This is a genomic window from Ralstonia sp. OTU4908, assembly GCF_038440115.1.
Lineage (GTDB): Bacteria > Pseudomonadota > Gammaproteobacteria > Burkholderiales > Burkholderiaceae > Ralstonia > Ralstonia pickettii.
The window spans coordinates 34,944-60,308 of sequence record NZ_JASATD010000012.1 but is presented as its reverse complement, the minus strand read 5'-3'; the positions used below and the strand labels follow the sequence as shown (position 1 = coordinate 60,308).

22 protein-coding genes are annotated in these 25,365 nt (G+C 64.2%); 6 read left to right on the top strand and 16 right to left on the bottom strand.

What is annotated here, in order from left to right; all coding sequences use genetic code 11:
* Positions 1-120: 120 nt before the first annotated feature.
* Positions 121-2,811 (bottom strand): pyruvate dehydrogenase (acetyl-transferring), homodimeric type, encoded by a 2,691-nt coding sequence (gene aceE / locus AAHM38_RS12825; RefSeq protein ID WP_012762105.1) that lies wholly within the window; start codon positions 2,809-2,811, stop codon positions 121-123.
* A gap of 360 nt (positions 2,812-3,171) precedes the next feature.
* Between aceE and AAHM38_RS12820 the strand changes: the two genes are divergently transcribed.
* The 6 genes from AAHM38_RS12820 (at position 3,172) to hpaR (ending at position 10,987) form a co-directional block, all read left to right on the top strand.
* Positions 3,172-5,700, top strand: a complete 2,529-nt coding sequence (locus tag AAHM38_RS12820) for a PAS domain S-box protein (protein WP_065856413.1) — start codon at positions 3,172-3,174, stop codon at positions 5,698-5,700.
* 40 nt (positions 5,701-5,740) lie between these two features.
* Positions 5,741-6,376 (top strand): response regulator transcription factor, encoded by a 636-nt coding sequence (locus AAHM38_RS12815; RefSeq protein WP_009240793.1) that lies wholly within the window; start codon positions 5,741-5,743, stop codon positions 6,374-6,376.
* A gap of 95 nt (positions 6,377-6,471) precedes the next feature.
* Entirely contained in the window at positions 6,472-7,341 is an 870-nt protein-coding gene (folD, locus tag AAHM38_RS12810) for a bifunctional methylenetetrahydrofolate dehydrogenase/methenyltetrahydrofolate cyclohydrolase FolD (RefSeq protein WP_009240794.1), read from the top strand.
* 94 nt (positions 7,342-7,435) lie between these two features.
* Positions 7,436-9,550: a M3 family metallopeptidase gene (locus tag AAHM38_RS12805; RefSeq protein ID WP_116576564.1), complete on the top strand. Its 2,115-nt coding sequence runs from the start codon at positions 7,436-7,438 to the stop codon at positions 9,548-9,550.
* 150 nt (positions 9,551-9,700) lie between these two features.
* Positions 9,701-10,510 (top strand): exodeoxyribonuclease III, encoded by an 810-nt coding sequence (gene xth / locus AAHM38_RS12800; protein WP_009240801.1) that lies wholly within the window; start codon positions 9,701-9,703, stop codon positions 10,508-10,510.
* Positions 10,511-10,522: 12 nt separating this feature from the next.
* Positions 10,523-10,987, top strand: coding sequence for a homoprotocatechuate degradation operon regulator HpaR (gene hpaR, locus AAHM38_RS12795; RefSeq protein ID WP_009240802.1), 465 nt, complete (start codon positions 10,523-10,525; stop codon positions 10,985-10,987).
* A 6-nt stretch (positions 10,988-10,993) separates the two neighbouring features.
* Here the strand turns inward: hpaR and hpaI are convergent, their stop codons facing one another.
* From hpaI to trbE, 15 genes are all read right to left on the bottom strand, one after another.
* Entirely contained in the window at positions 10,994-11,800 is an 807-nt protein-coding gene (hpaI, locus tag AAHM38_RS12790) for a 4-hydroxy-2-oxoheptanedioate aldolase (protein ID WP_116576563.1), read from the bottom strand.
* 29 nt (positions 11,801-11,829) lie between these two features.
* Positions 11,830-12,633, bottom strand: coding sequence for a 2-oxo-hept-4-ene-1,7-dioate hydratase (hpaH, locus tag AAHM38_RS12785; protein WP_116576562.1), 804 nt, complete (start codon positions 12,631-12,633; stop codon positions 11,830-11,832).
* Positions 12,634-12,636: 3 nt separating this feature from the next.
* The gene (locus tag AAHM38_RS12780) at positions 12,637-13,026 is read right to left on the bottom strand and encodes a 5-carboxymethyl-2-hydroxymuconate Delta-isomerase (RefSeq protein WP_116576561.1); all 390 of its coding nucleotides are present in this window, start codon (positions 13,024-13,026) and stop codon (positions 12,637-12,639) included.
* A 10-nt stretch (positions 13,027-13,036) separates the two neighbouring features.
* A complete protein-coding gene (gene hpaD / locus AAHM38_RS12775) occupies positions 13,037-13,906 on the bottom strand; it encodes a 3,4-dihydroxyphenylacetate 2,3-dioxygenase (RefSeq protein ID WP_116576560.1) in 870 nt (289 codons plus the stop codon).
* 42 nt (positions 13,907-13,948) lie between these two features.
* On the bottom strand, positions 13,949-15,430 hold the full coding sequence (gene hpaE, locus AAHM38_RS12770) for a 5-carboxymethyl-2-hydroxymuconate semialdehyde dehydrogenase (protein WP_116576559.1): 1,482 nt from the start codon (positions 15,428-15,430) through the stop codon (positions 13,949-13,951).
* Positions 15,427-16,197 (bottom strand): fumarylacetoacetate hydrolase family protein, encoded by a 771-nt coding sequence (locus AAHM38_RS12765; RefSeq protein WP_012762114.1) that lies wholly within the window; start codon positions 16,195-16,197, stop codon positions 15,427-15,429. The genes hpaE and AAHM38_RS12765 overlap by 4 nt, the downstream gene beginning before the upstream one ends.
* Complete coding sequence (locus tag AAHM38_RS12760) at positions 16,194-16,946, bottom strand: fumarylacetoacetate hydrolase family protein (RefSeq protein WP_009240809.1); 753 nt, start codon at positions 16,944-16,946, stop codon at positions 16,194-16,196. The genes AAHM38_RS12765 and AAHM38_RS12760 overlap by 4 nt, the downstream gene beginning before the upstream one ends.
* 370 nt (positions 16,947-17,316) lie before the next feature.
* On the bottom strand, positions 17,317-17,550 hold the full coding sequence (locus AAHM38_RS12755; protein WP_017407699.1) for a DUF2274 domain-containing protein: 234 nt from the start codon (positions 17,548-17,550) through the stop codon (positions 17,317-17,319).
* Positions 17,547-18,809, bottom strand: a complete 1,263-nt coding sequence (locus AAHM38_RS12750) for a TrbI/VirB10 family protein (protein ID WP_017407700.1) — start codon at positions 18,807-18,809, stop codon at positions 17,547-17,549. Before AAHM38_RS12750 ends, AAHM38_RS12755 begins: the two co-directional genes overlap by 4 nt.
* A gap of 2 nt (positions 18,810-18,811) precedes the next feature.
* Positions 18,812-19,804, bottom strand: coding sequence for a P-type conjugative transfer protein TrbG (gene trbG / locus AAHM38_RS12745; protein ID WP_035884620.1), 993 nt, complete (start codon positions 19,802-19,804; stop codon positions 18,812-18,814).
* A complete protein-coding gene (gene trbF / locus AAHM38_RS12740; protein WP_035884621.1) occupies positions 19,801-20,505 on the bottom strand; it encodes a conjugal transfer protein TrbF in 705 nt (234 codons plus the stop codon). Before trbF ends, trbG begins: the two co-directional genes overlap by 4 nt.
* 18 nt (positions 20,506-20,523) lie before the next feature.
* On the bottom strand, positions 20,524-21,867 hold the full coding sequence (gene trbL, locus AAHM38_RS12735; protein WP_035884622.1) for a P-type conjugative transfer protein TrbL: 1,344 nt from the start codon (positions 21,865-21,867) through the stop codon (positions 20,524-20,526).
* Positions 21,864-22,187: an EexN family lipoprotein gene (locus AAHM38_RS12730; protein ID WP_017407589.1), complete on the bottom strand. Its 324-nt coding sequence runs from the start codon at positions 22,185-22,187 to the stop codon at positions 21,864-21,866. The genes trbL and AAHM38_RS12730 overlap by 4 nt, the downstream gene beginning before the upstream one ends.
* 11 nt (positions 22,188-22,198) lie before the next feature.
* On the bottom strand, positions 22,199-22,927 hold the full coding sequence (trbJ, locus tag AAHM38_RS12725; RefSeq protein WP_035884623.1) for a P-type conjugative transfer protein TrbJ: 729 nt from the start codon (positions 22,925-22,927) through the stop codon (positions 22,199-22,201).
* Positions 22,924-25,362 (bottom strand): conjugal transfer protein TrbE, encoded by a 2,439-nt coding sequence (trbE, locus tag AAHM38_RS12720; RefSeq protein ID WP_035884624.1) that lies wholly within the window; start codon positions 25,360-25,362, stop codon positions 22,924-22,926. The genes trbJ and trbE overlap by 4 nt, the downstream gene beginning before the upstream one ends.
* Positions 25,363-25,365: the final 3 nt, after the last annotated feature.

The window sequence follows — 25,365 nt, the reverse complement described above, 5'->3', positions numbered from 1 at the left end:
ATCCGGCGGCGGACACGCGTTGCCCCGCAGGCTACCGCATCGTGCTGGCAATTGCACGTTGCGGGAAGTCTGTCGGGGCGGTGCCCGGCCGGGACGCAACCCGCGCGCCCGGCGGCTCCGTTATACGGTCATCGGGTTGGGCTTGTTCGGATCGAGGTTGTACTTCTTCAGTGCCTCGGCCACCTTTTCGCGCGGCAGCACGCCTTCGTCGGCGAGCGCCTTGAGCGACGCGACCGTCACCCAGTAGCGATCCACCTCGAAGAAGTGGCGCAGCTTCTCGCGGGTATCCGAACGGCCGAAGCCGTCGGTGCCCAGCACCACGTAGCGACGCGGCACGAAGGCGCGAATCTGCTCGGCGAAGGTGCGGACGTAGTCGGTCGATGCGATAACCGGGCCGCGTGCGTTCTTGAGCAGCTTCTCGACGTGCGACTCGCGTTGCGGCTCGGTCGGGTTGAGCAGGTTCCAGCGTGCGATGGCGTTGCCTTCGCGGGCCAGCTCGGTAAAGCTCGGGCAGCCCCACAGGTCGGACTCAACGCCCCAGTCTTTCTTCAGCAGATCGGCAGCGGCAATCACTTCACGGAAGATCGTGCCCGAACCCAGCAGTTGCACGCGCGGTGCATTGCTGTTTTCGACGCCCTTCTTGAACTGGTACATCCCCTTGATGATGTCGGCCTCGACACCCGCCGGCATTTCGGGGTGCTCGTAGTTCTCGTTCATCACCGTCAGGTAGTAATAAACGTCTTCCTGCTCGACATACATGCGGCGCAGGCCGTCTTGCACCACCACCGCCAGTTCGTACTGGAAGGTCGGGTCATACGAGATGCAGTTCGGGATGGCAGCGTGGTACACGTGCGAGTGGCCGTCTTCGTGCTGCAGGCCTTCGCCGTTCAGGGTGGTGCGGCCAGCGGTGCCGCCCAGCAGGAAGCCGCGCGAGCGCATGTCGCCCGCGGCCCAGCACAGATCGCCGATACGCTGGATGCCGAACATCGAGTAGTAGATGTAGAACGGGATCATCGCCACGCCATGCGTGGAATACGACGTTGCGGCCGCGATCCAGTCGCACATGGCGCCAGCTTCGTTGATGCCTTCCTGCAGCACCTGACCCGTCTGCGATTCTTTGTAGAACATCAGCTGGTCGTGATCCTGCGGCACGTACTTCTGGCCTTCCTGGTTCCAGATACCCACCTGGCGGAACAGACCTTCCATGCCGAACGTGCGCGACTCATCCGGCACGATGGGCACGACGTGCTTACCGATGTTCTTGTCTTTCAGCAGAATGTTCAGAATGCGCACGAAGGCCATCGTCGTGGACACTTCGCGGCCTTCACCGGTGGCCTTGAGCAACGCGTCAAACGCAGACAGCGCCGGAATTTGCAGCGCGTCAGCCTTCTGGCGACGGGCCGGCAGGTAGCCGCCCAGGTCCATGCGCGCCTTGCGCATGTATTCCAGTTCCTTCGAGCCTTCTTCGAACTTGACGTACGGAACATGCTCGAGCTGATCGTCGGCAACCGGAATGTTGAAGCGATCACGCAGCTTGCGGATGGCATCCACCGGCATCTTCTTCTGCTGGTGGGCGATGTTCATCGCTTCGCCGGCTTCGCCCATGCCATAGCCCTTGATGGTCTTGGCGAGAATGACGGTCGGCTGGCCCTTGTGGTTGGTCGCCGACTGGAACGCCGCGTAGATCTTGTGCGGATCATGGCCGCCGCGGTTCAGTGCCCAGATGTCGTCGTCGGACCAATCGGCCACCATAGCCTTGAGTTCCGGGGTGTTGAAGAAGTGCTCGCGCACATAGGCGCCGCTCTTCGACTTGAAGGTCTGGTACTCGCCGTCGACGCATTCCATCATGCGGCTCATCAGCAGCCCCTTGGTATCGCGGGCGAGCAGCTGATCCCAACGGCTGCCCCAGATGACCTTGATGACGTTCCAGCCGGCGCCGCGGAATTCCGATTCCAGCTCCTGGATGATCTTGCCGTTGCCGCGCACCGGACCGTCCAGGCGCTGCAGGTTGCAGTTGATCACGAAGACTAGGTTATCCAGCTTTTCACGGCCGGCCATGCCGATCGCGCCCAGCGATTCCGGCTCGTCGGTTTCGCCGTCGCCCAGGAACGCCCAGACCTTGCGGTTTTCCCAGTTCTGGATCAGGCCGCGGCTGGCCAGATACTTGGTGAAGCGCGCCTGGTAGATCGCCATGATCGGGCCCAGGCCCATCGACACGGTCGGGAACTGCCAGAAATCCGGCATCAGCCACGGGTGCGGGTACGACGAGATGCCCTTGCCGTCCACTTCCTGGCGGAAGTTGTCGAGTTGCTCCTCGGTCAGGCGGCCCAGCAGGAATGCGCGCGAATACACGCCCGGCGCCGAGTGGCCCTGCACGAAGACCATGTCGCCGCCGTGCTTGTCCGACGGGGCGTGCCAGAAGTGGTTGTAGCCGACGTCATACAGCGTGGCCGCCGAGGCGAACGACGAGATATGGCCGCCTACGTTGGTGTCTTTGTTCGCGCGCAGCACCATCGCCATCGCGTTCCAGCGCGTGTACGAGCGGATGCGGTGCTCGATTTCCTGGTTGCCAGGAATGCGGTCCTGATTCTCGACCGGGATCGTATTGATATAGGGGGTTTCTGCGTGCAGCGGAGACGTCACGCCGTTGATGCGTGCGTACTCGATCTGCTTATCAAGAAGGAATGCCGCACGCTGCGGGCCTTCCGCGCCGATGACGCCTTGCAGCGCCTCCAGCCATTCCTTGGTTTCCTGGGGATCAGCGTCGCTGGCGCTCGTGGCACCCAGGACTTGTTCTGGTACGGCCGACATGGCGGTCTCCTTGGTAGCAGTAACGGTAGTTGCGTCTCTTGTGAGGCGCCCTCGGCTCGCACGTTTGCACGCGCGCAAGGACCACCCCGACTTTTGCGCTGATTCTATGGGCACCCGCAAATGCAGCACAAGCGGAATTTTCAAATTGCGATATGGTTTTTTATAATGTGGAATATTGCGGCGACGCAAAACAAATCACTTTTGACATTGCACTGCAGCATTAATTGAGCGCCCAGAACACCTCACCAAGCGGTTTCCCCAAGCGACCCGCAAGTTGATTGCCGTTACACTTAGTTTTGCGCAGTTGCACAGATCTCCACTCCCTTACCTCTGCAGAATTCCGGCGTTCGTCCGCCCATCATGCTTGCCCCCTCCCACGCTTCGCAGGAACCGGCCGCCAAATCCGAGCCGTCAACGCCTGCCGCGCCTGCGCCCATTTCCGTGAATACGCCGGAGCTCCCTTCCGACGAAGCCGTGCGTCCGAACGTCCCGCGCCGCCTGTGGCTGACGCGCCTGGGCCGCCTGTGGACGACCAACTGGTTCATGTTCATTCCGCTGGTGGCGATCGTCCTGTTTGCCGGCGCGATGATTTTCATCCTGTATCAGTTGCACGCCACCGAGGTGCAGCAGCAGCGCGACGCCCTCTACCGCGATGCCGCCTGGGCAGAACAAAAAGTCCGCTTGTCACTGCAGAGCAACCAGGATCAGGTGGCCGCCCTGGCACGCGACATCGGTGCTGCGCAGCTTGACCCGAGCGCGTATCGCGATGCTGCCCGCCAGCTTCTGCGTGAGAACCCGGAACTGGTCTTCATCAATTGGCTGGACGCGACGCGCCGCCCGCGCTGGGCGTTCCCGTCCACCTCGGAATTCACCGCACGCGTGCGCGAGACGCGCGACCATCCGCTCGAACCCGAAATCCAGTCCGCCTACGACGCCGCCCGTGAAACGCAGCGCGCGGTCTACTCCCGCCCCATCCAGAACGAGCGCGGCGAGAGCTTCATGCTGATGGAAGTCCCGATCGTGCGCGACAACGAATTCCTCGGCACGGTGGGCGCCATGTATTCGGTCACAGGCATCCTCACGCAACTGCTGCCGGGCGAGCTGACCGACCGCTACCGCTTCTCGCTGGTCGACAAGAACAACGTGGTCCGCGCGAGCACGTCGTTGCGGCCGGTGCCCAAGGCCGCCGCGTCTTACGAAGTGCTGCTAGACCCCCCGGGGCATTCGCTGTCGTTGCGGGCCGAGGCGTATCCGGCGCCGTCCAACCTTCCCAACAACATGCTGATGTGGCTGGTGGCCGGCCTGTCGTGCTTCGTGATCTGGAGCCTGTGGAGCGTGTGGCGGCACACCAGCCGCCGCTCCGAAGCGCAGCGCGCACTGCTGGCGGAAACGTCATTCCGCCGTGCCATGGAAAACTCCATGGTGATCGGCATGCGCTCGCTCGACCTCAACGGCCGCATCACCTACGTGAACCCCGCGTTCTGCCGCATGATCGGCTGGACCGAAGCCGAGTTGGTGGGGCGCATGCCGCCGTTCCCGTATTGGCCGCCCAACGAGATCGGCGAGATGCAGAAGCACATCGAGCTGACCCTGCGCGGCAAGGCGCCCGCCAACGGCATGGAATTGCGCATGATGCGCCGCGACGGCACGAGCTTCTATGCGCGGATGTACGTTTCTCCGCTGATCGACGCGCGCGGCCGGCACACCGGCTGGATGAGTTCCATCACGGACATCACCGAACCCAAGCGCGCCCGCGAAGACCTCGCCGCTGCGCACGACCGCTTCACCACGGTGCTGGAAAGCCTGGACGCGGCCGTGTCGGTACTCTCGACCGACAAGGCCGAACTGCTGTTCGCCAACCGCTACTACCGCCAGCTCTTCGGCTGGGAAGCGTTCGGCCATCTGCAGCTCTCCGGCAACGACGTCAACACCGAAGACGTTTCCAGCGATGCGCTCGACCTGGTGGACGCCTACGCCGGCCTGCCGGCCTCCGAACTGACGCCGCACGCCGCAGATGCACGTGAAATCTACGTGCCGTCGATGCAGAAATGGTTCGAGGTGCGCCGCCGCTACATCCAGTGGGTCGACGGCCACCTCGCGCAGATGCAGATCGCCACCGACATCACCGTGCGCAAGGCCGCTGAAGAAATGACGCGCCAGCACGAAGAACGCCTGCAGTTCACCAGCCGTCTGACGACGATGGGCGAGATGGCCTCGTCGCTGGCCCACGAGCTGAACCAACCGCTGGCGGCCATCAACAACTACTGCATGGGTGCGGTTGGCCGCCTGAAGTCCGGGCGCAGCACGCCGGAAGAGCTGATCCCTGTGCTGGAAAAGACCTCCGCCCAGGCCGTACGTGCCGGCACCATCATCCAGCGCATCCGCGGTTTCGTGAAGCGCAGCCAGCCGCAGCGGCGGGAGTCAGACCTGCGCGATATCGTGGCCGACGCGGTGGGCCTGGCCGAACTCGAAGCCACCCGGCGCGGCATCACCATCCTCACGCGCCTGCCGGGCGATCTTCCGCCCTTGTATGTCGATCCGGTGCTGATCGAGCAGGTGCTCGTCAACTTGCTCAAGAATGCCGCCGAAGCCATGGCCGCCCACCCGCGCCTGCGCGCTGCCAGCGTCCTGCGCCTGCACGCCAACCTGATCAACGACCCGGAAAATTCCGTGCTGATCGAGGTGATCGACCAGGGCCCCGGGGTGGACGACAGCACCAAGGAGCGGCTATTCGAGCCGTTCTTCAGTACCAAATCCGACGGCATGGGCATGGGGCTGAACATCTGCCGCTCCATCATAGAATCCCACCTCGGCAGGCTCTGGGTAGAAAACAACGCCGATGGCATCGGCTGTACGTTTAAAATCATCCTGCCGTTGAATCCGCTGTAGACCGTTTTTAAAACATAGAACGTAGACCGAGGACTCCTCCATGAGCACAACGCCCGCCGCAGTTGCGCCGCGCAACGAAACCGTGTTCGTCGTCGACGACGATGAAGCCATGCGTGACTCGTTGACATGGCTGCTCGAAGGCAACGGCTACACCGTCCGCACCTACCGCAGCGCCGAAGAATTCCTGGTCGACGACAAGCGTGGCGAAGGCGTCGGCTGTCTGATCCTCGACGTGCGCATGCAAGGCATGAGCGGCCCCGAGCTGCAAGATCGCCTGTTGGCAGAGAACAACCGCATGCCGATCGTCTTCGTCACGGGCCACGGCGACGTGCCGTTGGCCGTGTCGACCATGAAGAAAGGCGCGGTCGACTTCATTGAAAAGCCGTTCGACGAATCCGAACTGCGCGAGCTGGTGGAACGCATGCTCAGCAAGGCGCGCAGCGAAGACTCGGTCGCCCGCGAGCAAAAGGCCGCCAAGGACCTGCTCAGCCGCCTGACCACACGCGAGCAGCAGGTGCTGGAGCGCATCGTCGCCGGGCGTCTGAACAAGCAGATTGCCGACGATCTGGGCATTTCCATCAAGACGGTGGAAGCACACCGTGCCAACATCATGGAAAAGCTCAACGTGAATACGGTGGCAGACTTGTTGCGCCTCGCCCTGTCTCGCAACGCCTGATTCGGCCGCAGGAACGGTCCAGCGCTCATTGGTGCGGCTGGAAGGAAGGCGGCGATTTATAATCGCGGTTTGCCCTCTCCCTCCTCCGCCCAGCCATGACCGCCCAACTCATTGACGGCAACGCGCTTGCCAAACAACTCCGCGCCGAGGCCGCACAACGCGCAGCGGCCCTGACCGCGCGCGGCCACCAGCCTGGCCTCGCCGTCATCCTCGTCGGCGAAGATCCGGCCAGCCAGGTGTATGTGCGCAACAAGATCAAGGCGTGCGAAGACAACGGCTTTCTGTCCAGCTTCGACCGCTACCCGGCTGACTTGTCCGAAGCCGACCTGCTCGGCCGCATCGACGCGCTGAACCGCGACCCGCGCATCCACGGCATCCTGGTCCAGCTGCCGCTGCCCAAGCACATCGACAGCCACAAGGTGCTCGAAGCCATCGCGCCCGAGAAAGACGTGGACGGTTTCCACGTGGCCAATGCCGGCGCCCTGATGACGGGCGCCCCGCTGTTCCGCCCGTGCACGCCGTACGGCTGCATGAAGATGCTGGAATCGATCAACTACCCGGTGCGCGGCGCCAATGCGGTGGTGGTCGGCGCCTCGAACATCGTCGGCAAACCGATGGCGATGCTGCTGCTGCAAGCCGGCGCCACCATCACGATCTGCAACAGCAAAACGCGCGATCTGGCCGCTCACACGCGCGAGGCCGACATCATCGTGGCCGCCGTGGGCCGCCGCAACATCATCACCGCCGACATGGTCAAGCCGGGCGCCGTCGTCATCGATGTCGGCATGAACCGCGACGATGCCGGCAAGCTGTGCGGCGACGTCGACTTTGCCGGCGTCAAGGAAGTTGCCGGCTATATCACGCCTGTTCCGGGCGGTGTCGGCCCGATGACGATCACCATGCTGCTGATCAACACCCTGGAAGCCGCCGAGCGCGCTGCTGAAGGAGCCGCCCTGGCGGCGTAAGCTTCACCCTGATCAAGTTGGAAACGGAAAAAGCGTCCCCACCTCTTGGATCGGACGCTTTTTTTGTCCCCCGAAATTCTCTACCGAGCCCGCCATGACCGACATTTCGCCCAAGGTTGCCACTCCGGCCAACAATCCGTTGCTCGATTTTTCCGGTCTGCCGCGCTTTGCGGACATCCGCCCCGAACACATCTCGCCGGCCGTCGACGTGCTGCTCGAGCGCGCCGCATCGGCGGTGGCGCAGGTCAAGGACCCGGCCGCGCCCGTGAGCTGGAACACCGTCGTCACCGCACTCGAAGACGCCACCGAACCGCTGGGCCGCGCCTGGGGCATCGTCAGCCACCTGAGCGCCGTCGCCGACACGCCCGAGCTGCGTGAAGCGCATGCCGCCAATCTGCCGCGCGTGACCGAATTCTGGTCGGGCCTCGGCCAGGATCTGGAACTATTCGAGAAGTACAAGGCGATTGCCGATAGCGCGGAATACGCCACGCTGTCGCCCGCGCGCAAGAAGCTGCTTGAGAACGAACTGCGCGGCTTCCGCTTGGGCGGCGCGGAGCTGCCCGAAGACCAGAAGCCGCGCTTTGCGGCCATCCAGGAGCAGCAGGCGCAACTGACCAAGGCCTTCAGCGACCACGTCCTGGATGCGACCAACGCCTACGCACTCGTCATCGACGACGAAGCGCGCCTCGCCGGCCTGCCCGACGACGCCAAGCAGGCTGCACAGGAAGCGGCACGCCGCGACAATCCTGATGCGACCGGCTGGAAGTTCTCGTTGCACTTCCCGTCGTATTTCCCGGTGCTGCAATACGCGGACGACCGCGCATTGCGCCGCACCCTGTACGAAGCCAACGTCACGCGTGCGTCCGAATTGGGCGCGCAGTACGGCGGCGGCAAGGCCGAGTGGGACAACACCGCCAACATGGCCGAACAACTCACGCTACGCGCCGAAGAAGCGCACATGCTGGGCTATCGCAATTTCGGCGAAGTGTCGCTGGTGCCGAAGATGGCCGACTCGCCCGAAGAGGTGCTGCGGTTCCTGGGGGAACTGGCTGACCGCGCCCGTCCGTTTGCCGAGAAGGATTGGGAAGAGTTGCAGGCGTTCGCCAAGACCACGCTGGGCATCGACAAGCTCGAACCGTGGGACATGGCCTACGCGTCGGAAAAGCTGCGCGAAGCGCGCTACGCGTTTTCCGAGCAGGAGGTGAAGCAGTACTTCCCGGAACCTGCCGTGCTGGATGGCTTGTTCAACGTCGTGCAGACGCTGTTCTCGGTGAAGATCCTGCCGGAGGCGGCCGAGGTATGGCACCCGGACGTCCGCTTCTTCCGCGTCGAATCTGCCCAGGGCGAATTGCTCGCACAGTTCTACATCGACCTGTATGCGCGCGAAGGCAAGCGTGGCGGTGCATGGATGGACGATGCACGCGGGCGCAAGCTGCTGGGCGATGCGGGTGTGCAAACCCCCGTGGCTTACCTCACCTGCAACTTCTCCGGCCCGGTCGGCAACAAGCCCGCGCTGTTCACCCACGACGAGGTCATCACGCTCTTCCACGAGTTCGGCCACGGCCTGCACCACATGCTCACGCAGGTGGATGAGCTGGGCGTATCGGGCATCAATGGCGTTGAATGGGATGCGGTAGAGCTGCCGTCGCAGTTCATGGAGAACTTCTGCTGGGAATGGGAAGTGCTCTCGCGCATGACCCGCCATGTGAATTCCGGCGAACCGCTGCCGCGCAAGCTGTACGACAGCATGCTGGCCGCGAAGAACTTCCAGAACGGCATGGCGACGCTGCGCCAGATCGTGTTCTCGACGTTCGACATGCACCTGCACACGGACTTCGACCCGAAGGGCGCGACGTCGGTGCTGGAGCTGTCGCGCCAGATCAATAATCGCTTCCACGTGGTGCCGCAGGCCGAGCTGTCGCGCTGGCCGAACACGTTCAGCCACATCTTTGCGGGCGGCTATGCGGCGGGCTATTACAGCTACAAGTGGGCCGAAGTGCTGTCGGCAGATGCCTATGCCGCGTTCGAGGAGGCCAGCAAGCTGGGCGGCTCGGTGCTGGATGCAGAAACCGGCGCGCGCTATCGCCGTGAAGTGCTGGCCGTGGGCGGCAGCCGCCCGGCCATCGAATCGTTCACGGCTTTCCGAGGCCGTGCGCCCAGCATCGATGCACTGCTGCGCCATGGCGGCATGGTGGCGGAAGCCGCGTAACGGCCTGCTGGGCCAGCCGTGACAACGCCGCTTCGCGCCTGGTGCCGAAGCGGCGTTTTCATTCGGGCCCGCAGCGCTTGATGGCACAATATCGCACCCCTGAACGGCGCCAAAGTGCGCGCCGTCGCCATTTGCAAGGACCGAGCCCTCATGCGCGTCGCAACGTGGAACGTTAACTCTTTGAAGGTGCGCCTACCGCACGTGCTGCAGTGGCTGGCTGAGCGCGAAGCCGATGCCACGCCCATCGACCTGCTCTGCCTCCAAGAGCTCAAGCTGCCCGATGACCGCTATCCGCTCGCCGAGCTGGACGCCGCGGGGTACGCGTCGTTGTTCACAGGTCAGAAGACGTACAACGGCGTTGCCATCCTCTCGCGCAAGGCCTCTGTGCCAGAAGGCCGCGATGTGGTGAAGAACATCCCGGGCTTTACCGACGACCAGCAGCGCATCGTGGCCGCCACATATGACGTGGACGGTGGCCCTGTCCGCGTGATTTCTGCATATATCCCAAACGGACAGGCGCTTGATTCCGACAAATTTGTCTACAAGCTGCGCTGGCTGGAAGCGCTGCAGGCGTGGCTGGCGAGCGAGATGGCCGCAAACCCGCGGCTGATGCTGCTGGGCGACTTCAACATCGCCCCGGAAGATCGCGACGTGCACGACCCGAAAAAGTGGGAGGGGCAGAATCTGGTGTCGCCGGAAGAGCGCGCGGCGTTTCGTGCAATGCAAGCTGCGGGGCTGGTCGATGCCTTTCGCATGTTTGAGCAGGAAGACAAGCTGTTTTCGTGGTGGGACTACCGCATGTTCGGCTTCAAGCGCAACGCGGGCCTGCGAATCGACCACATCATGCTGTCGCCCGAACTGGCCAAGCTGTGCGAGTCGTGCCATATCGATCGGGTGCCACGCACGTGGGAGCAGCCGTCGGACCACACACCCGTGGTCGCCGCCTTGCGCAGCGCATAAGGAGCGCCCCGCATGGCTTCCGCCTTCAAGCACCGCAATCTACCGCATCTGCTGCTGCGCGCGCGCGAGACGTTCATGGCGCGCTTCCGGCCGATCCTGCGCGAGCGCGGCATCACCGAGCAGCAATGGCGCGTGCTACGTACGCTCAACGATACCGGCGACATGGAGCCCAACCAGCTCGCCGATGCATGCCTGATCCTGAGCCCAAGCCTGACGCGCATGCTGGCGGCAATGGAGCAGTCCGAGATGATCGTGCGTACGAAATCATCGGTGGATCAGCGCCGCCAGGTGATTTCGCTCACACCCAAAAGCCGCCAGTTCCTGGCCGACGTTGAACCGCAGGTGGATGCGGAATACGCGCGCATCGAAGCACAGTTGGGCCGCGCGCGGCTCGATGCACTCTACGCAGCCATTGATGAGTCGATCCAGGTCATGGAAACGCACACGCCCATGGGCCGCTTCATCGGCGACGAGTAACGCCCGTCAATACACACTGGCGGCGGGCTGGGGACTGGCTGCGTCGTCTCCCTTGAATGCCTTGGCCAGTTGCTCTGCGCTGCGCGCCAGCAACGTGACATCCGTGCCCACCGCAACGAACGTCGCACCCAGCGACAGGTAGTGCTTCGCCTGCGCCTGATCGGCCGACAGAATGCCCGCCGCCTTGCCTGACGCAACGATGCGTTGAATCGCGCCGTCGATCGCCTTGCGGACGTCCGGATGCCCCGGCGTCCCAAGGTGCCCCATGGACGCCGCCAGATCGCCCGGGCCAATGAAGACGCCGTCTACGCCGTCCACCGCAAGCATCGCGTCAAGATGCTCCAGGCTTTCTGCCGTTTCGGCCTGGATAAGCGTGCACATCTGCGCATCGGCTTGGTGGAGGTAATCGTCCACACGGTTCCAGCGTGATGCTCGCGCCAACGCACTGCCAACGCCGCGAATACCGTTCGGGGGATAGCGCATCGCCTCGACGGCGGCACGCGCCTCGTCGGCGTTCTGCACCATCGGCACAAGCAGCGTCTGCGCGCCGATGTCTACCAGGCGCTTGATCTCGACCGGATCGTTCCAGGCCGGCCGCACAATGGGATGCGAGGCGTACGGCGCAACCGCCTGCAATTGCGCCAGCGTCGATTGCAGTTGATTCGGCGCATGCTCGTTGTCGATCAATAGCCAGTCAAAACCAGCCCCGGCCACAATCTCTGCCGGGTACGGATGCGTCATTGCGAGCCACAATCCGATCTGCGGCCGGCGCTCGGCCAACGCACGCTTGAAGTTGTTCACCGGGAGTTGCATGGCCAGGACATCCTTTGAGCGTTAGACGGTTAGACGAAGTGGCAGGCGATGCTGCCAAGCGGACCGTAGTCGCAATGGAATGTATCACCGGCCCGCGCGGGCACGGGCCGTGTGAATGACCCGCCAAGGATGACCTGGCCCGGTTCCAGCGCGACGCCGTGCGGCGCCAGCTTGTTGGCCAGCCAGACCACGCCGTTCGCTGGGTGGTTCAGGACGCCGGCTGCCACGCCTGTCTCTTCGATGACGGCGTTACGCGAAAAGATGGCACTCACCCAGCGCAGATCCACATCGCGCATGCGGATGGGCCGGCCGCCCATCACGACGCCGGCATTGGCGGCGTTGTCGGCGATCGTGTCAAACACCTTGCGTGGACGCCCGCTGTCAGGATCGATCGATTGCGAGCGCGCGTCGATGATCTCCAAGGCCGGTATCACGTGATCCACCGCGTCGTACACATCGAACAGCGTCACCTCCGGCCCCTCCAGGCGCTTGCCGAGCACGAAGGCGAGTTCCACTTCCACGCGCGGCACGATGAAGCGGCTGGTGGGGATCTCGCTCCCCTCGGCAAAGAACATGTCGTTGAGCAGCGCACCATAGTCGGGCTCGTCGATCTGTGAAGACTGCTGCATGGCGCGTGATGTCAATCCGATCTTGTGGCCCTTCAAGCGTCGCCCCGCTGCCAGCTTCATCGCGACCCATTCGCGCTGGATGGCATAGGCGTCTTCGATGGTGATGTCGGGGTGGTCAAGCGAGACCTGGCGGATCTGCCTGCGGTCGATCTCGGCCTGGTGCAAGCGGCGCGCGATGGTTTGGATGGTCGTGGTGTCGAGCATGCGTCAAGCCTTGCGAAAACGCGCGTGAATGTTGTTGTGCTTGTAACTGCCGCCATCGTCGAACTCAGTCAATTCCATCGACAGCGCCAGATAGCGGTGCGCAAAGGCCTGCGCAAAATGTGCCTTGATCGCCTCGAACAGCGCGTCGCATGCGGCTTTCTTGACCTCGGGCGTACGGCCCGCTGCGATCTTGAGCGTGACATGGACGAAGGCGTCGTCCTCTTTTCCGTCGGCCACGCGGTAGTCGGTCAGCTTGATGGCGCGCGAGCGGATCCCGCCGGTCGGAAACACACCGTTCTGCGCCATCAGCGTCTCGTTCATCGCCTGCAGCAATTCCGGAATGCGGGCGTCGTCGCCCAGGTTGTCGGTGTATTCGACAATGACGTGCGGCATGGCGACCTCCTCAGGCTTCAACTTGACCACGGCCGGGCAGCGGGAAGATCGCGTTGATCTGGCCCGTGCCGGAACTGGCGAAATATTCGGTGATGACCTCGACGCCCCTGTCATAGGCATCCCAGCCAAGCAGCCCGAGCAACATGGCTGTGTCGTGCATGCCGCCCTCGCCCTCGCACAGCGATGCGTACTCGGGCAGCATCGCGCAGAAGGTCTTCCAGTCGCCCTGCTTCCAGAGCTCGACCACGCGCAGGTCGACTTGCCTGAAAAACTCGCGGCTGATCCGGTGAATGGATTCTTCGGGGCTGCCGTTATCGTTAAAGCGGTGCGAGAGCGATCCGCTGGCGAGAAATGCGACGGTGCTGTCGCTGGCCACGATGGCCTCGAGCAGCGCTGCGCCGAAGCGGCGGCTTTCTTCCAGTTGGTGCCACGCGCACCACCCAGCAATCGACACGACCTTGAAGTGCTGGTCGCTGTTCATGTACCGCATCGGGACCAGCGTGCCGTATTCGAGTTCGAGGCTGTTGATCTCGTGCGCACGCGTGAACACGCCGCGCGCCGTTGCCGTCTCTGCAATCAATCGACCCAGCCCCGGATTGCCGGGATACGCATATCGCATGTCCTTGATGAAATGCGGCAGCTCGTTGCTCGTGTAGACGCCTTCGAAGCGTGCATTGCAATTGACGTGGTAGCCGGCATTGACCAGCCAGTGCACGTCAGACACGACGATGGTGTCCACGCCCAGATCGCGGCAACGCTGTCCGATGATGCGGTGGCCCTCGATGGCCGCCTCCCGGCAGCCATGGTGCTTGCCCGGCAGTTCTGACAGGTACATCGACGGCACGTGGGTGATCTTTGCGGCCAAGGCCAGCTTGCCCATGGTGTCTCCTTCCGCCCTCGTTATGGTGCGTCCGGCGGCGCGTCAAACGCCCCAGCGCGGGATATGGTGGCTGCCCATCGAGATACAGACATTTTTGATCTCGGCAAACACCTCGAGACTGTACTCGCCACCCTCACGCCCGGTACCGGACGCTTTGACACCGCCGAAAGGCTGCCGCAGGTCGCGCACGTTCTGGCTATTGACGAAGACCATGCCGGCTTCGATCCCACGCGCCACACGGTGCACCTTGCCCACATCCTGCGTCCAGATGTACGAGGCCAGACCGTATTCCACGTCATTGGCCAGTTTCAGGCCATCGGCCTCATCCTTGAACGGGATGAGGCAAGCCACGGGGCCAAAGATTTCTTCCTGCGCCACCCGCATGCGGTTGTCGACGTTGGCCAGCACCGTGGGCGCCACGAAGTTGCCGTTCTGCAGGTGGCCGGGCAGGCCAGCGGGCTTCTCCGCGCCGCCGGCCAGAATCTTCGCGCCTTCCTGTTCGCCCAGACGGATGTAGCCCGTAACCTTCTCCCAATGCGCGCGCGTGATCATGGACCCGACATGGGTCTTCTCATCTGCCGGGTCGCCCACCACAAGCCGCTTGGCACGTTCGGCAAACTTGCGTACGAAATCGTCATAGACACTTTCTTGCACGAAGATGCGCGAGCCCGCCGTGCAGCGTTCGCCGTTGATGGAGAAAATGGTGAACAGTGACGCATCGAGCGCGCGATCCAGGTCCGCATCGTCGAAGACCAGCACCGGCGACTTGCCGCCTAGCTCCATCGAGAATTTCTTCAGGCCGGCGCGCTCCATGATGCGCTTGCCGGTCGTCGTGCCGCCGGTGAACGACACCACCCGCACATCCGGATGGCGCACCAGCGCATCGCCGGCCGTGGCGCCATAGCCTTGCACCACGTTGAGCACACCGGGCGGAATGCCGGCTTCCAGGGCCAGGCGGCCCAGTTGATCCGCTGTCAGCGGCGACAGTTCCGACATCTTCAGCACGGCCGTATTACCCAGCGCCAGGCACGGAGCGACCTTCCAGGTGGCGGTCATGAATGGCACGTTCCACGGCGAGATCAACGCGCAAACGCCCACCGGCTGATACAGCGTGTAGTTGAGCATCTGGTCATCGACCGGATACGTGCGGCCGTTGACCTGCGTGCACACCTCGGCGAAGAAATGGAAGTTCTCGGAAGCGCGCGGAATGAGCTGCTTGCTCGTCTGCGCGATCGGCAGGCCAGTATCCATCGTCTCCAGCGCCGCCAGGTGCGGCACGTTCTGCTCAATCAGCTCGCCGAGTCGGCGCATCAGCTTGGCGCGCTGCTTGGCCGGCGTGTTGGCCCAGGCCGGAAATGCCGCCTTGGCCGCCGCTACCGCCGCGTTGATCTCCGCCTCACCGCCCGATGCCACTTCGGTAATGGCCTCGCCCGTGGCCGGATTGGTCGTGACGAAACGCTCGGCGCTGTCGACCTGGCGGCCGTCGATCCAATGCTTGACTGGGTCCATGTTGACGCGGCTCATGCGGGCTCCTTGTTCGGTTCTTCGGCAACGATGGTGCTCACCAGCCTGCCGATGCCTTCGATTTCGGTGATGACTTCGTCGCCGGGTCGCGTGTCAGCCAACCCCTCGGGCGTGCCGGTGAGAATCATGTCGCCAGGGCTGAGCGTCATGAAGCTGGAGAACCACGCGATCAACGCCGGAACGTCGAAGATCATGTCGCGCGTGCTGCCTTCCTGCGTGACACGGCCGTTGACGGTGGTCCGCAGTGCGAGATTCATCGGGTCAGGCACATCGTCTCGGTCAACCAGCCATGGGCCGATGGGCGTACCGGTGTCGCGGCTTTTCACCCGCAGGTTCGGGCGGTAGTAGTTCTCGAGATAGTCGCGGATGGCGTAATCGTTGGCCACCGAATAACCGGCCACGTATTCATAGGCGTGCTCGCGCGGCACATCGCGCGCGGTCTTGCCGATGACCACGACCAGCTCGCATTCGTAGTGCATGAACGCAACGCCAGCCGGGCGCACGGTGTGGGCGCGATGGCCGATCAGCGTATTGGGCCCTTTCAGGAACGCGAGCGGCTCCTCGGGCGCCTTGAAGGCTAGCTCCTTTGCGTGGTCGGCGTAGTTCAGGCCCAACGCGAAAACCGTGCGCGGCACGACCGGCGGCAACCAGACGACCTCGCTTTCATGCAGGACGCGGCCGTCTGCCAGTCGCAGGTGGGAATCGTCGCCGGGCATGGTCGCAGCTTGATGGATCGCGCCGTCATAGGCAATACGCGCGTGCTTCATCGCGAGGCCTCCTGTGCGTGGCGGATCAGTGCTGTCGTGAGCGTGCCAATGTGGGCGATGTCGATATCGATGCAATCCCCGGCCCGCGCCAGCGGCGGATGCTCCGGCATGCCAACGAGCAGCACGTCGCCCGCTTCGAGCGTCATGAAGGCCGTCACGTCGGCGAGCAGTTGCGCGATGGGCCGCACCAGCGTCGATGTGTTGGTGCGTTGCTTGATCTCGCCATTGATGCGCACGGCAATATCCAGCGCATTGGCGTCTGGCACATCGTCGCGGTCAACCATCCATGGTCCCATCGGGCAAAAACCATCGCGGCACTTGTGGCGGATCGCAGGCCGGTAGTAATTCGCATGCGGCACGGTCAGGTCGTTGACGATGGTGTAGCCGGCGATGAAATCTGCAGCGCGCCGCGCAGGCACGCGCGTGGCGGTCCGCCCAATCACCACGCCCAGGCAAGCACCCGCCCACACGCCATCGACATCTGCCGGCAGCACAACATCATGACCATGGCCGATACGGGTGTTGGCGGGCTTGAGATACAGAATGGGCGCCTTGGGCGGTGCCTGGTAAGGCGGCGCAGACAGCGCGTCACCCAACGCATCGAGTTCTCCGCGGTAGTTGAGCAAGGTCCCGACGACCGTGCCTTCGACCGGCGGCAGCCAGTGCCATGAATTTGCGGGTTCCGCGGCGGAGGAAAACACGGTTTCCCGTATCCGGCCGTCCGGCAATATCACTCTGGCTCGCCGCATTGCTCGTTCTCTCGCTCAAATAATTAACATGTTAATCATCTGGTCGGATTGCGGTCTTGTCAAGTCGGGAAAATGCGGCGCCATGAAAAATGTCCGCTGTCAAGTCCTTCATTCAGACATGCAGTGGGGAAAAAGCTCTTACAGGGCAATAGGTTAGGCTAGATTTCAGCCGCTGAGTGCTCTTGCTGCTTTTCGAGCTAGGTGCTGCATAGGCGCTTCGCGGCGGTAAGCGTGGGGGCGCCGCGGCGGGCAAGATCGCACCATCATAGTCTCGCCCTGCCGCAAGCCCCGTCAAAAGCGAAAGCGCAGTCAGTGGACTGCGCTTTCATCGTGAAGGGGTAGCGGATGCGTCCACATCGTCAACCCTACTTCAGGGTATGGCCTTGCTCCCGCCACCCTTCCTGAATCCCCGGTCGCCGGCCATGAACGCCTCCAGCATAAGAGGAATCAACGTAGTGGCATCGACTGCCTCGCCATACGCCTGCGAGTGCGCCACGGCATAGCGGTCGAGATCAGCTTTTAGGCTGACCGGGCACAAAAACGTGAGCTTCGTGCTCTCGGTCTTGGGTAGCGGCCCAAGCCGCAATTTCTTGGAGGTGTTCATTTCGCCGCTCCTCTCTGGACGAAAAGCGGCTGGTACGGTCGCAGCATCAGGTCACGGTTGACGATGATCCGCACCGGCAGGCCCGGCCGCCCCGTCAAGGTCGGCTGAATGTTCATGTTGCGCCGGGTCATCTCCTGGCCGACCTGATTGATGCTGTCCTGCGCGCTGTCGCGCCCGGCAATCACGATGCGGTTGCCGTTCTGCCGGTTCTCCGGCGCGGCCAGCTCCGCGCCCACGCCCAGCAGTGTCGTCAGCGCCGCACCGGCAAAGACGCGATCCCAGTGCCAATCGACGCCATCCTCCAGGCCGGAGTAGCCGGCCGGGTCGGTGCCCGCGAGGTTGTCGAGCTTCAGCGAAGACGTGTCCGGCAAGATGATGCGGTTCCACACCAACTGCACGCGGCTCTGCCCATAGCTCACCTGGCTGTTGTACTTGCCCATGAGGCGCGAGCCCTGAGGGATCAACAGAAACTTGCCGGTGGCCGAGTCGTAGACCGACTCCGTCACCGTGCCAATCACGTCGCCCGGCAGGTCAGACTTGATGCCTGTCACCAGCGCCCCGGCGATCACCGTCCCGGCCATCACCTGGTACGGCGAGGTCGGCATTTGCAGATTGCCGGAATTGCGGGTTTCCGTAGAACCGCCTTTCAGGAAAGCCTCTTTCTGGTCTTGCCGGTTCTGCACGGCGGTCGGGTCGGCAGGCAGGGCAGCCGTCGAGGCCGGCCCAGCGGCCAGCGGGTCGAAGCCCGCCAAGGTCGATGCCGGGCCAGCCGCTTGCGCATTCGCTGGCGCTGCGGTCTTGCCGGGCGTACCAGAACGGAAGAACACCGAGGAAGCCGCTGCCGCTTCGGCTTCCTTGCGCCGAGCGTCCTCCGGGTCGTGGCCCGGTGGCGCATACGTGGGTGTCACCGGCTGCTGCGCCTTCACGATGGCAGGGCCGAGATCGCCCGGCAGCGGCGGCCCCAGCTCCGGCACCTTCGGCAGCTTGGAGTAATCCGAAGGCAGGCCATCCAGCCCCTCGGACTTCGAGACTCGATCCACGTTGTAAAGCTCGGTCTGCTCGCCTGCGCCGCGCCGATGTGGCTGCAATGACCAGATCGTGGCCCCTAGCACGGCGACCGACAGGCCGCCCGTGAGCATGGCCAAGGTGCGCCGATTCAGACGTGTGACCGGGCGCGGCTGGGCGCGCAGCGCCACCGCCTCGGGCGCGACCTTGCCCGCCTGTGGCGTGCCAAGATCGCGAGTGTCGTCCTGGCTCATGGTCAGTTCCTCCGCGTGCCACCGGAAACGCCATCGGTGCGCTCGATCCGCACCACATCGCCCTTGTCTCCGCCCAGGCGCAGTTCGGCCGCACCGAACAGGCGATCCACGATGTAGTACGGCGCACGGAATCGGTAGTTCACCAGTTGCCCATCGCCCTGCGCGCCGATCACGAACAGCGGCGGCAGCTCGCCCTGCGCGATGCCCGGCGGGAACTGGATGTAGACCTTCTCGCCATCGTCGAAAGCGCGCAGCGGCTTCCACGGCGGATTGCTGCCACTGACCGCATAGCGAAAGCGGATCTTCTCCAGCGACAGGCCAGCATCGACCGGCGCGGCGGCGCTGGCCGCCTGCGCCTGGCGCTGCAAGGCCAGCATCTTGTCCTTCGGATACTCCCAGGACACCGACGCCATCCACGTCTTCTCAGTCGAAGTCAGTTCAATCAGGTACGTGCGCCGGCTGGTCGTGATGACCAGATTGGTCTTGAGGCCCGAGCGGATCGGCTTGACCATCACATTGACGCGCAGCGCATCGCCGCTGCCGCTCGATGTATCGCCCACGATCCAGCGCACGGTATCGCCGGCGGCCACCGTTACCAGTTCCTCACCGGGCTGGAGCGCGATCACCGTCACGCGACCCACGGCCGCATAGACCTGATACAGCGCGCCATCGGTGAAAGGCCACACCTGAATCGCGTTGACGTACCCCTCGCGCGTGGGCGCGATACGCGCCTCGGCGTTGGCGCGGGACACACGCACGGTTTCATCGGCAGGTTCTGCTGCGGGCTTGGCATCCGGCACAGGCTTCATCTGAGCCGGCATCGGCAGCACTTGCGGCATGGCCACCACCTCCACCGGCGCAGGCGGCTCCGGTAGCGGCTGCGCCTGTACCGGCTCGTCGAGCGAAATGGACGGCGGCGGCTTGCCCTGCGTGGCGCAGCCCGCGAGGGCAAGCAGCATGATCGGCAAGACGGATTTACGGAAAAGATCATTCATGGTTTTGCTCCTTCGTTAGCTTCCAGTTCGCGGCTCCACGACAGCCCGTTGACGTAGATGCCCAGGGGGTTCTTGCGCACACGCTGCTCGGTGCGCGGCGTCTGCTGCACGATGGACACGACAGCGTTCCAGCGTTCGGTGCGGTCCAGCGCACCGTTGACGAAACGGGTCTCCGTCCAGCGCACGTTGAACGACGTATCGCTCGCGCGAGTCACGCTGCTGACCTGCACCGTCACCGACTCCTTGCCAATGCGCGCGAACGGATCGTTCACGCGGGCGTACTCGTTGAGCACCACGGCGCCCTTGTCGGTCGTGTAGTCATAGGCATCGAGCCAGTTCTGCCGCACCACGATGGGGTCGATGGACAGCGAGCGCACCAGACCGATGAAGCGGCCGAGGTGGTAAGCAATCTGCGCATCGCTGGGCCGGTACGGCGTGGCCGCTTCGCCGACAGCGCGCACCTGACCCGAGTTGTCCACCTCGATGACGTAGGGGGTGACGATGGACTGCGCGGAACGCCAGACCAGGCCACCGGCCATCAGTACGGCCAAAGTGAGGCAGCCGAAGGCCATGAGCCGCCAGTTCTTCGCCTGTGCGCGGGCCGAGCCGATGCGCTCGTCCCAGGCCTGGGCAGCGGATTGGTACGGGGTAGCAGGCTGCGGTGTGTTGGCATAGCGCACCTGCGGTCTTTTGAATCGCATGGAAGTTCTCCTTCAAGATCAGGAATCGGAATCACGCAGGCTTGGCCCCTGGCTGGAGCTGCCGCCGTCGCCGCCGCGCAGCGTGTGGGCGGCGGTCGTCGCGGCATGGGTGAGTTGCTGCCTGCGGTGCAGGCGCTTGGCCCAGGCGGGTTGCTCGGTGGATGGGGCTGTGGCGGGAGCCTCGCTTGCGGCCTGTGCGGCGCCGCCCCCCGACGCCGATCCGGCGTCATCGGGCCGAAAGGCCGCCGCCATGCGCTCCTTCATCGACCGCGCCCCATCGGCGACTTTCTGCCCGGCCGCCTGCGCGCCGGTCTTGGCAACATTGCCCACGCCGGCGGCGGCACCCTTCAGGCCGCCACCGGCCGAAGTGGAGCCCGCCTGGTACGCCGACTTGGCGCTGCTGGCGGTCGATGCCATCGAGCGGGCGGCGGCGGGTGCCATGCGTGCCCCGGCCGCCACTGCGCTTCCGACGCCGGTAGCCGCGGCACCGACCGCCACGGCGGTTCCGGCTGCGCCGATGGCAGCACCGGCCATCGCGCCCGCGCCGAGCTGTGGCCCACCGGACACCAAGCCTGTCGCAATGCCCGGCCCAAAGATGCCCAGGGCCAGCAGGGACAACGAGGCCAGCATGATGACCAGCGCCTGGTCGATGGACGGCTCGGAACCGGGCGGTATCCTGAATTCGGCGAATAGCCCCGAGCCGATACCCACGATGACGGCGAGCACCAGCACCTTGATGCCCGAGGACACCACGTTGCCCAGCACCTTCTCGGCCATAAACGCTGTCTTGTTCCAGAGGGCAAACGGCACCAGCACGAAGCCCGCCAGCGTGGTCAGTTTGAACTCGATCAGGGTGACGAAGAGCTGCACCGCCAGCACGAAGAAGCTAACGATAACCACCAGCCACGCGAGGAACAGCACGACGATGGGCGCGATGTGGATGAACACCTCGGGGAAGCCCGCCATCTCCCTGATCTGGTCGAGGATCGGCGCCGCTGTGTCGATGCCGGCCTTGGCCAATCGACCTGGTTGCAAGAAGTTGCCCATGCTCAAGGTCGAGCCGCTGGCTGTCAGGCCAAGACCCGCGAAGGAGCGGAACAGGACACCGGCCAGCATGTTGAAGTTGCCGATGATGTAGGCGAAGGCACCGACGTACAGCACCTTGCGGATCAGCTTGGCAATCACGTCCTCGCCCTGGCCGGTCGCGTGCCCCATCGCCCAGAACAGCCCGGCGAGCGTCATGTCGATGACGATCAGCGTGGCCGTGAGGAATGCGACCTCGCCGTGCAGCAGGCCGAAGCCCGAGTCGATGTAGCGCGAAAAGACATCGAGAAAATGGTCGATGACCGAAATGTCATTCATGGCGAGTCCTCCTGCACAGGCGAGGCCGTGGCCACCGCATTGCTGTCCTCTGCGGGTTCATCGAAGCTGGGCGGAATCGGCGGCAGATCGGCCAGCGTCTGGTACTCATCTGGCCCGGTCTTGCCGGAGAGAAAGCGGCGCAAATCGGCCTGGGCCACCTGCGCGCAAGACGCGTCGTCGAGCTGGCCCGCGCGGCATTGCTCCTTGAGCAAGTGCAGCCGCGACGGATCTGCCGAGAGCGCATCGACCGAAGGCCCCTCCTGCTGGCCGCAGCCGGCCAGCAGGAGCACGAAACCGCAGAGAGCAGGCACGCGGGTCATGACAGCACCCGTCACCGGCCGTAGAAATCGACGGACTGCGGTGTGTACGGCGTGCCTTCGCCCAGGAAGCGCCGATTCACCTCGCGGCCACGCTCCACAGCAGCGGCCTGCCGTGCCAGTTCCAGCGACGCAGCGCGATCCTGGGTGATGCTCAGGCGCTGCGTCTGGATGGACTGCTTGGCTTGCAGGGCCAAGAGCTGGTTCATGGCCTGCATCGCCTGCAAGGCACCCACTGCCGATTGGCTCTTGCCCACGAGGTCGGCCAGCACGCCTTCGTCGTCGCTCAGGTTCTGTGAGGCCTGGGCCTGCATCTGCATGGTGGTCTGCAAACCATTGAGCGTGTTCTTCCAGCGTTCCTGCGTATCGCGGTACATCTGGTCGCCGCTCACGGTGGCGGCGTATTGCTCGGGATACAGGCGCTGGAACTCCCGATCCAGATTCGTCACGTCATAGGCCAGGCCCTTGGCTTGCGCGATCAGCCGCTGGGTGGTCGCCAGATTGGCGCGCAACTGGCCCACCACGCTGGACGGCAGGCTGGCCAGGTTGCGCGCCTGGTTGATGAGCATCTGCGCCTCGTTCTGGAGCTGCTTGATCTGGTTGTTGATCTGCTCCAGCGTGCGGATCGCGGTCAGCGTGTTCTGCACGAGGTTCGTGGGGTCGATCACGACCCATTGCGCCTGCACGGCGGTAGCGGTGCAAAGCATGGCCGCGACGGCGGCGGCGAGAAGACGCTTTTTCATGATGGGTTCTCCTGGGGGTGGGTGGACAGGAACGAGGACAGCAGGTCGGCGGCCCAATGCAGGCCACGGTGGCGCAGCCACGCGGCTGCGAAGGGAGAGGAATCGGAATGCGCAGCGGCAAGCACCGCGTCGATGTCGCGCTGGTCTTGCGGCGTGGAAGCACCCGCGAAGGCCAGCGTCGCGGCGCCCAGGTCGAGGTCAAACAGGCGATTGCCGAGACGCGATTGGTAGTAGTAGTCGCGCTTGGGCTGCGCGGTGGCGACAATCTCGATCTGGCGGCTGTTGAGGCCGAAGCCTTCGTAGATCGTGCGAATCTGCGGCTCGGTCGCCTGCGGGTTCGGCAGGAAGATGCGGCTTGCGCAGCTCTCGATGATGGCCGGCGCGATGCTCGAATCCTTGATGTCGGCGAGGCTCTGCGTGGCGAAGATGACGCTGACGTTCTTCTTGCGCAGCGTCTTGAGCCACTGGCGGATGCGCGCCGCAAACACCGGATCGTCAAGGAACAGCCACGCCTCGTCGAGGATCAGCAGCGTGGGGGCGCCGTCAAAGCGTTCGTCGAAGCGCGCAAAGAGGTAATGCAGCACCGCCATGACGGCGGCCTTGCTGTGCATCAGCTCCTCCATCTCGAAGCACTGCACGTCGGCCATGCCCAGCCGGTCATGGTCGGCATCCAGCAGCTTGCCGTGCGCGCCGCCGAGCACATAGGGCGCGAGGGCCTGCCGCAGTGCGTTCGATTGCAGCAGGACGGAAAGCCCTGTCATCGTGCGCTGCTCCACGGGCGCACCGGCGAGACTGCCGAGCGCCGACCAGATCGCTGCCTTCTCGTCAGGGCCAACCGCGACGCCTTCATGCCGTAGCCGGCCTTCGATCCATTCGGCCGCCCAAGTGCGGTAGCCCTCGCGGTCGATACGGGCCAAGGGCTGGAAGGCGATCTCGCCATCCATCCCGAGGTCGTAGTGCTCACCGCCCAGGCCCAGGATGGTGGCGCGCATCGAGCGCCCCATGTCGAAGGCGAAGACGCGCGATCCGCGATAACGACGGAACTGCATCGCCAAGGTGGCGAGCAGCACCGATTTGCCCATGCCCGTGGGGCCGGCCACCAGCGTGTGGCCCACATCGCCGATGTGCGTGACCAGCCGGAACGGCGTCGCGCCCTCGGTGCGGGTCACGATCAGCGGCGGGCCGTCGAGATGCGCGTTCTTCTCTGGCCCGGCCCATACGGCGGACACCGGCACCAGATGCGCCAGGTTCAGCGTCGAGACGATGGGCTGGCGGACATTGGCGTAGGCATGACCCGGAATCGATGACAACCACGCATCCACCGCATTAAGCGTTTCGGGAATGGTGACGAAGCCGCGCCCCTGGATGACACGCTCCACCATGCGCAGCTTCTCGTCGGCCACGGCGGCATCCGCGTCCATGACGATGACGGTTGCCGTCAGGTAGCCAAAGGCCACCTGGTCGCTGCCCAGCTCCTGCAAGGCAGCATCGGCATCGGCCGATTTGTTGCTAGCGTCGGTATCGACCAGCGGGGATTCCTGCTGGAAGATGGTTTCGCGCAATAGCGCGATGACGTTCTTGCGCTTGGCGAACCATTGGCGGCGCAGGCGAGAAAGCTCTCTTTCCGCATCGGCTTTGTCCATGCAAAGGAACCGGGTTGACCAGCGATAGCCAAAGCTGAGGCGGTTGAGGTCGTCCAGAATCCCCGGCCAGGTCGAGGTGGGGAAGCCCCGCACCGTCGCCACGCGCAGGTGCTGGTCGCCCAGCATCGGCGCCAGACCACCGATCAGCGGCGCGTCGGCCAGCAGCGCGTCGAGGTGGAATGGCACTTCCGGCACGCCCACGCGGTATCGCCGTGGGGAAATGGTCGAGTGCAGGTAGGTCAGCGTCTGGCTGTCATCGAGCCACGCAATCTCCGGCATCACGCCATCGAGCAGGTCGAAAATCCGATCCGTCTCCGCGACGAAGGCGGTCAGGCGCTCACGCCAGTCCACTCCCTCGGTCGGACGGTTCTCGTACAGCATTCCGGCCGCACGAGCGCGGGCTTCCTCCGGCGGCAGGTACACCAATGTCAGGTGGTAGCCGCTCTCGAAGTGGTTGCCCGAGTCCTCAAATGCGGCGCGGCGTTCTTCATCGACCAGCCAGGACAAGGGCTCCGGGAAGTCCGAGTGTGGGTAGCCGGCAGCAGCTCGCCGTTCGGCCTCGATGAACAGCGCCCAGCCCGAACCGAGCCGGCGCAGCGCGTTGTTCAGCCTCGCCGACGTGGAAATCAGTTCGCCCTGTGTCGCGCTGTCGAGGTCTGGCCCCCGAAAGCGCGCAGTGCGCTGGAAGGAGCCATCCTTGTTCAGCACGACTCCGGGCGCGATCAGCCCGGCCCAGGGTAGCCAGTCGGCCAGCAGCGCGGGCCGCTGGCGGTATTCGGCAAGGTTCAGCATGGC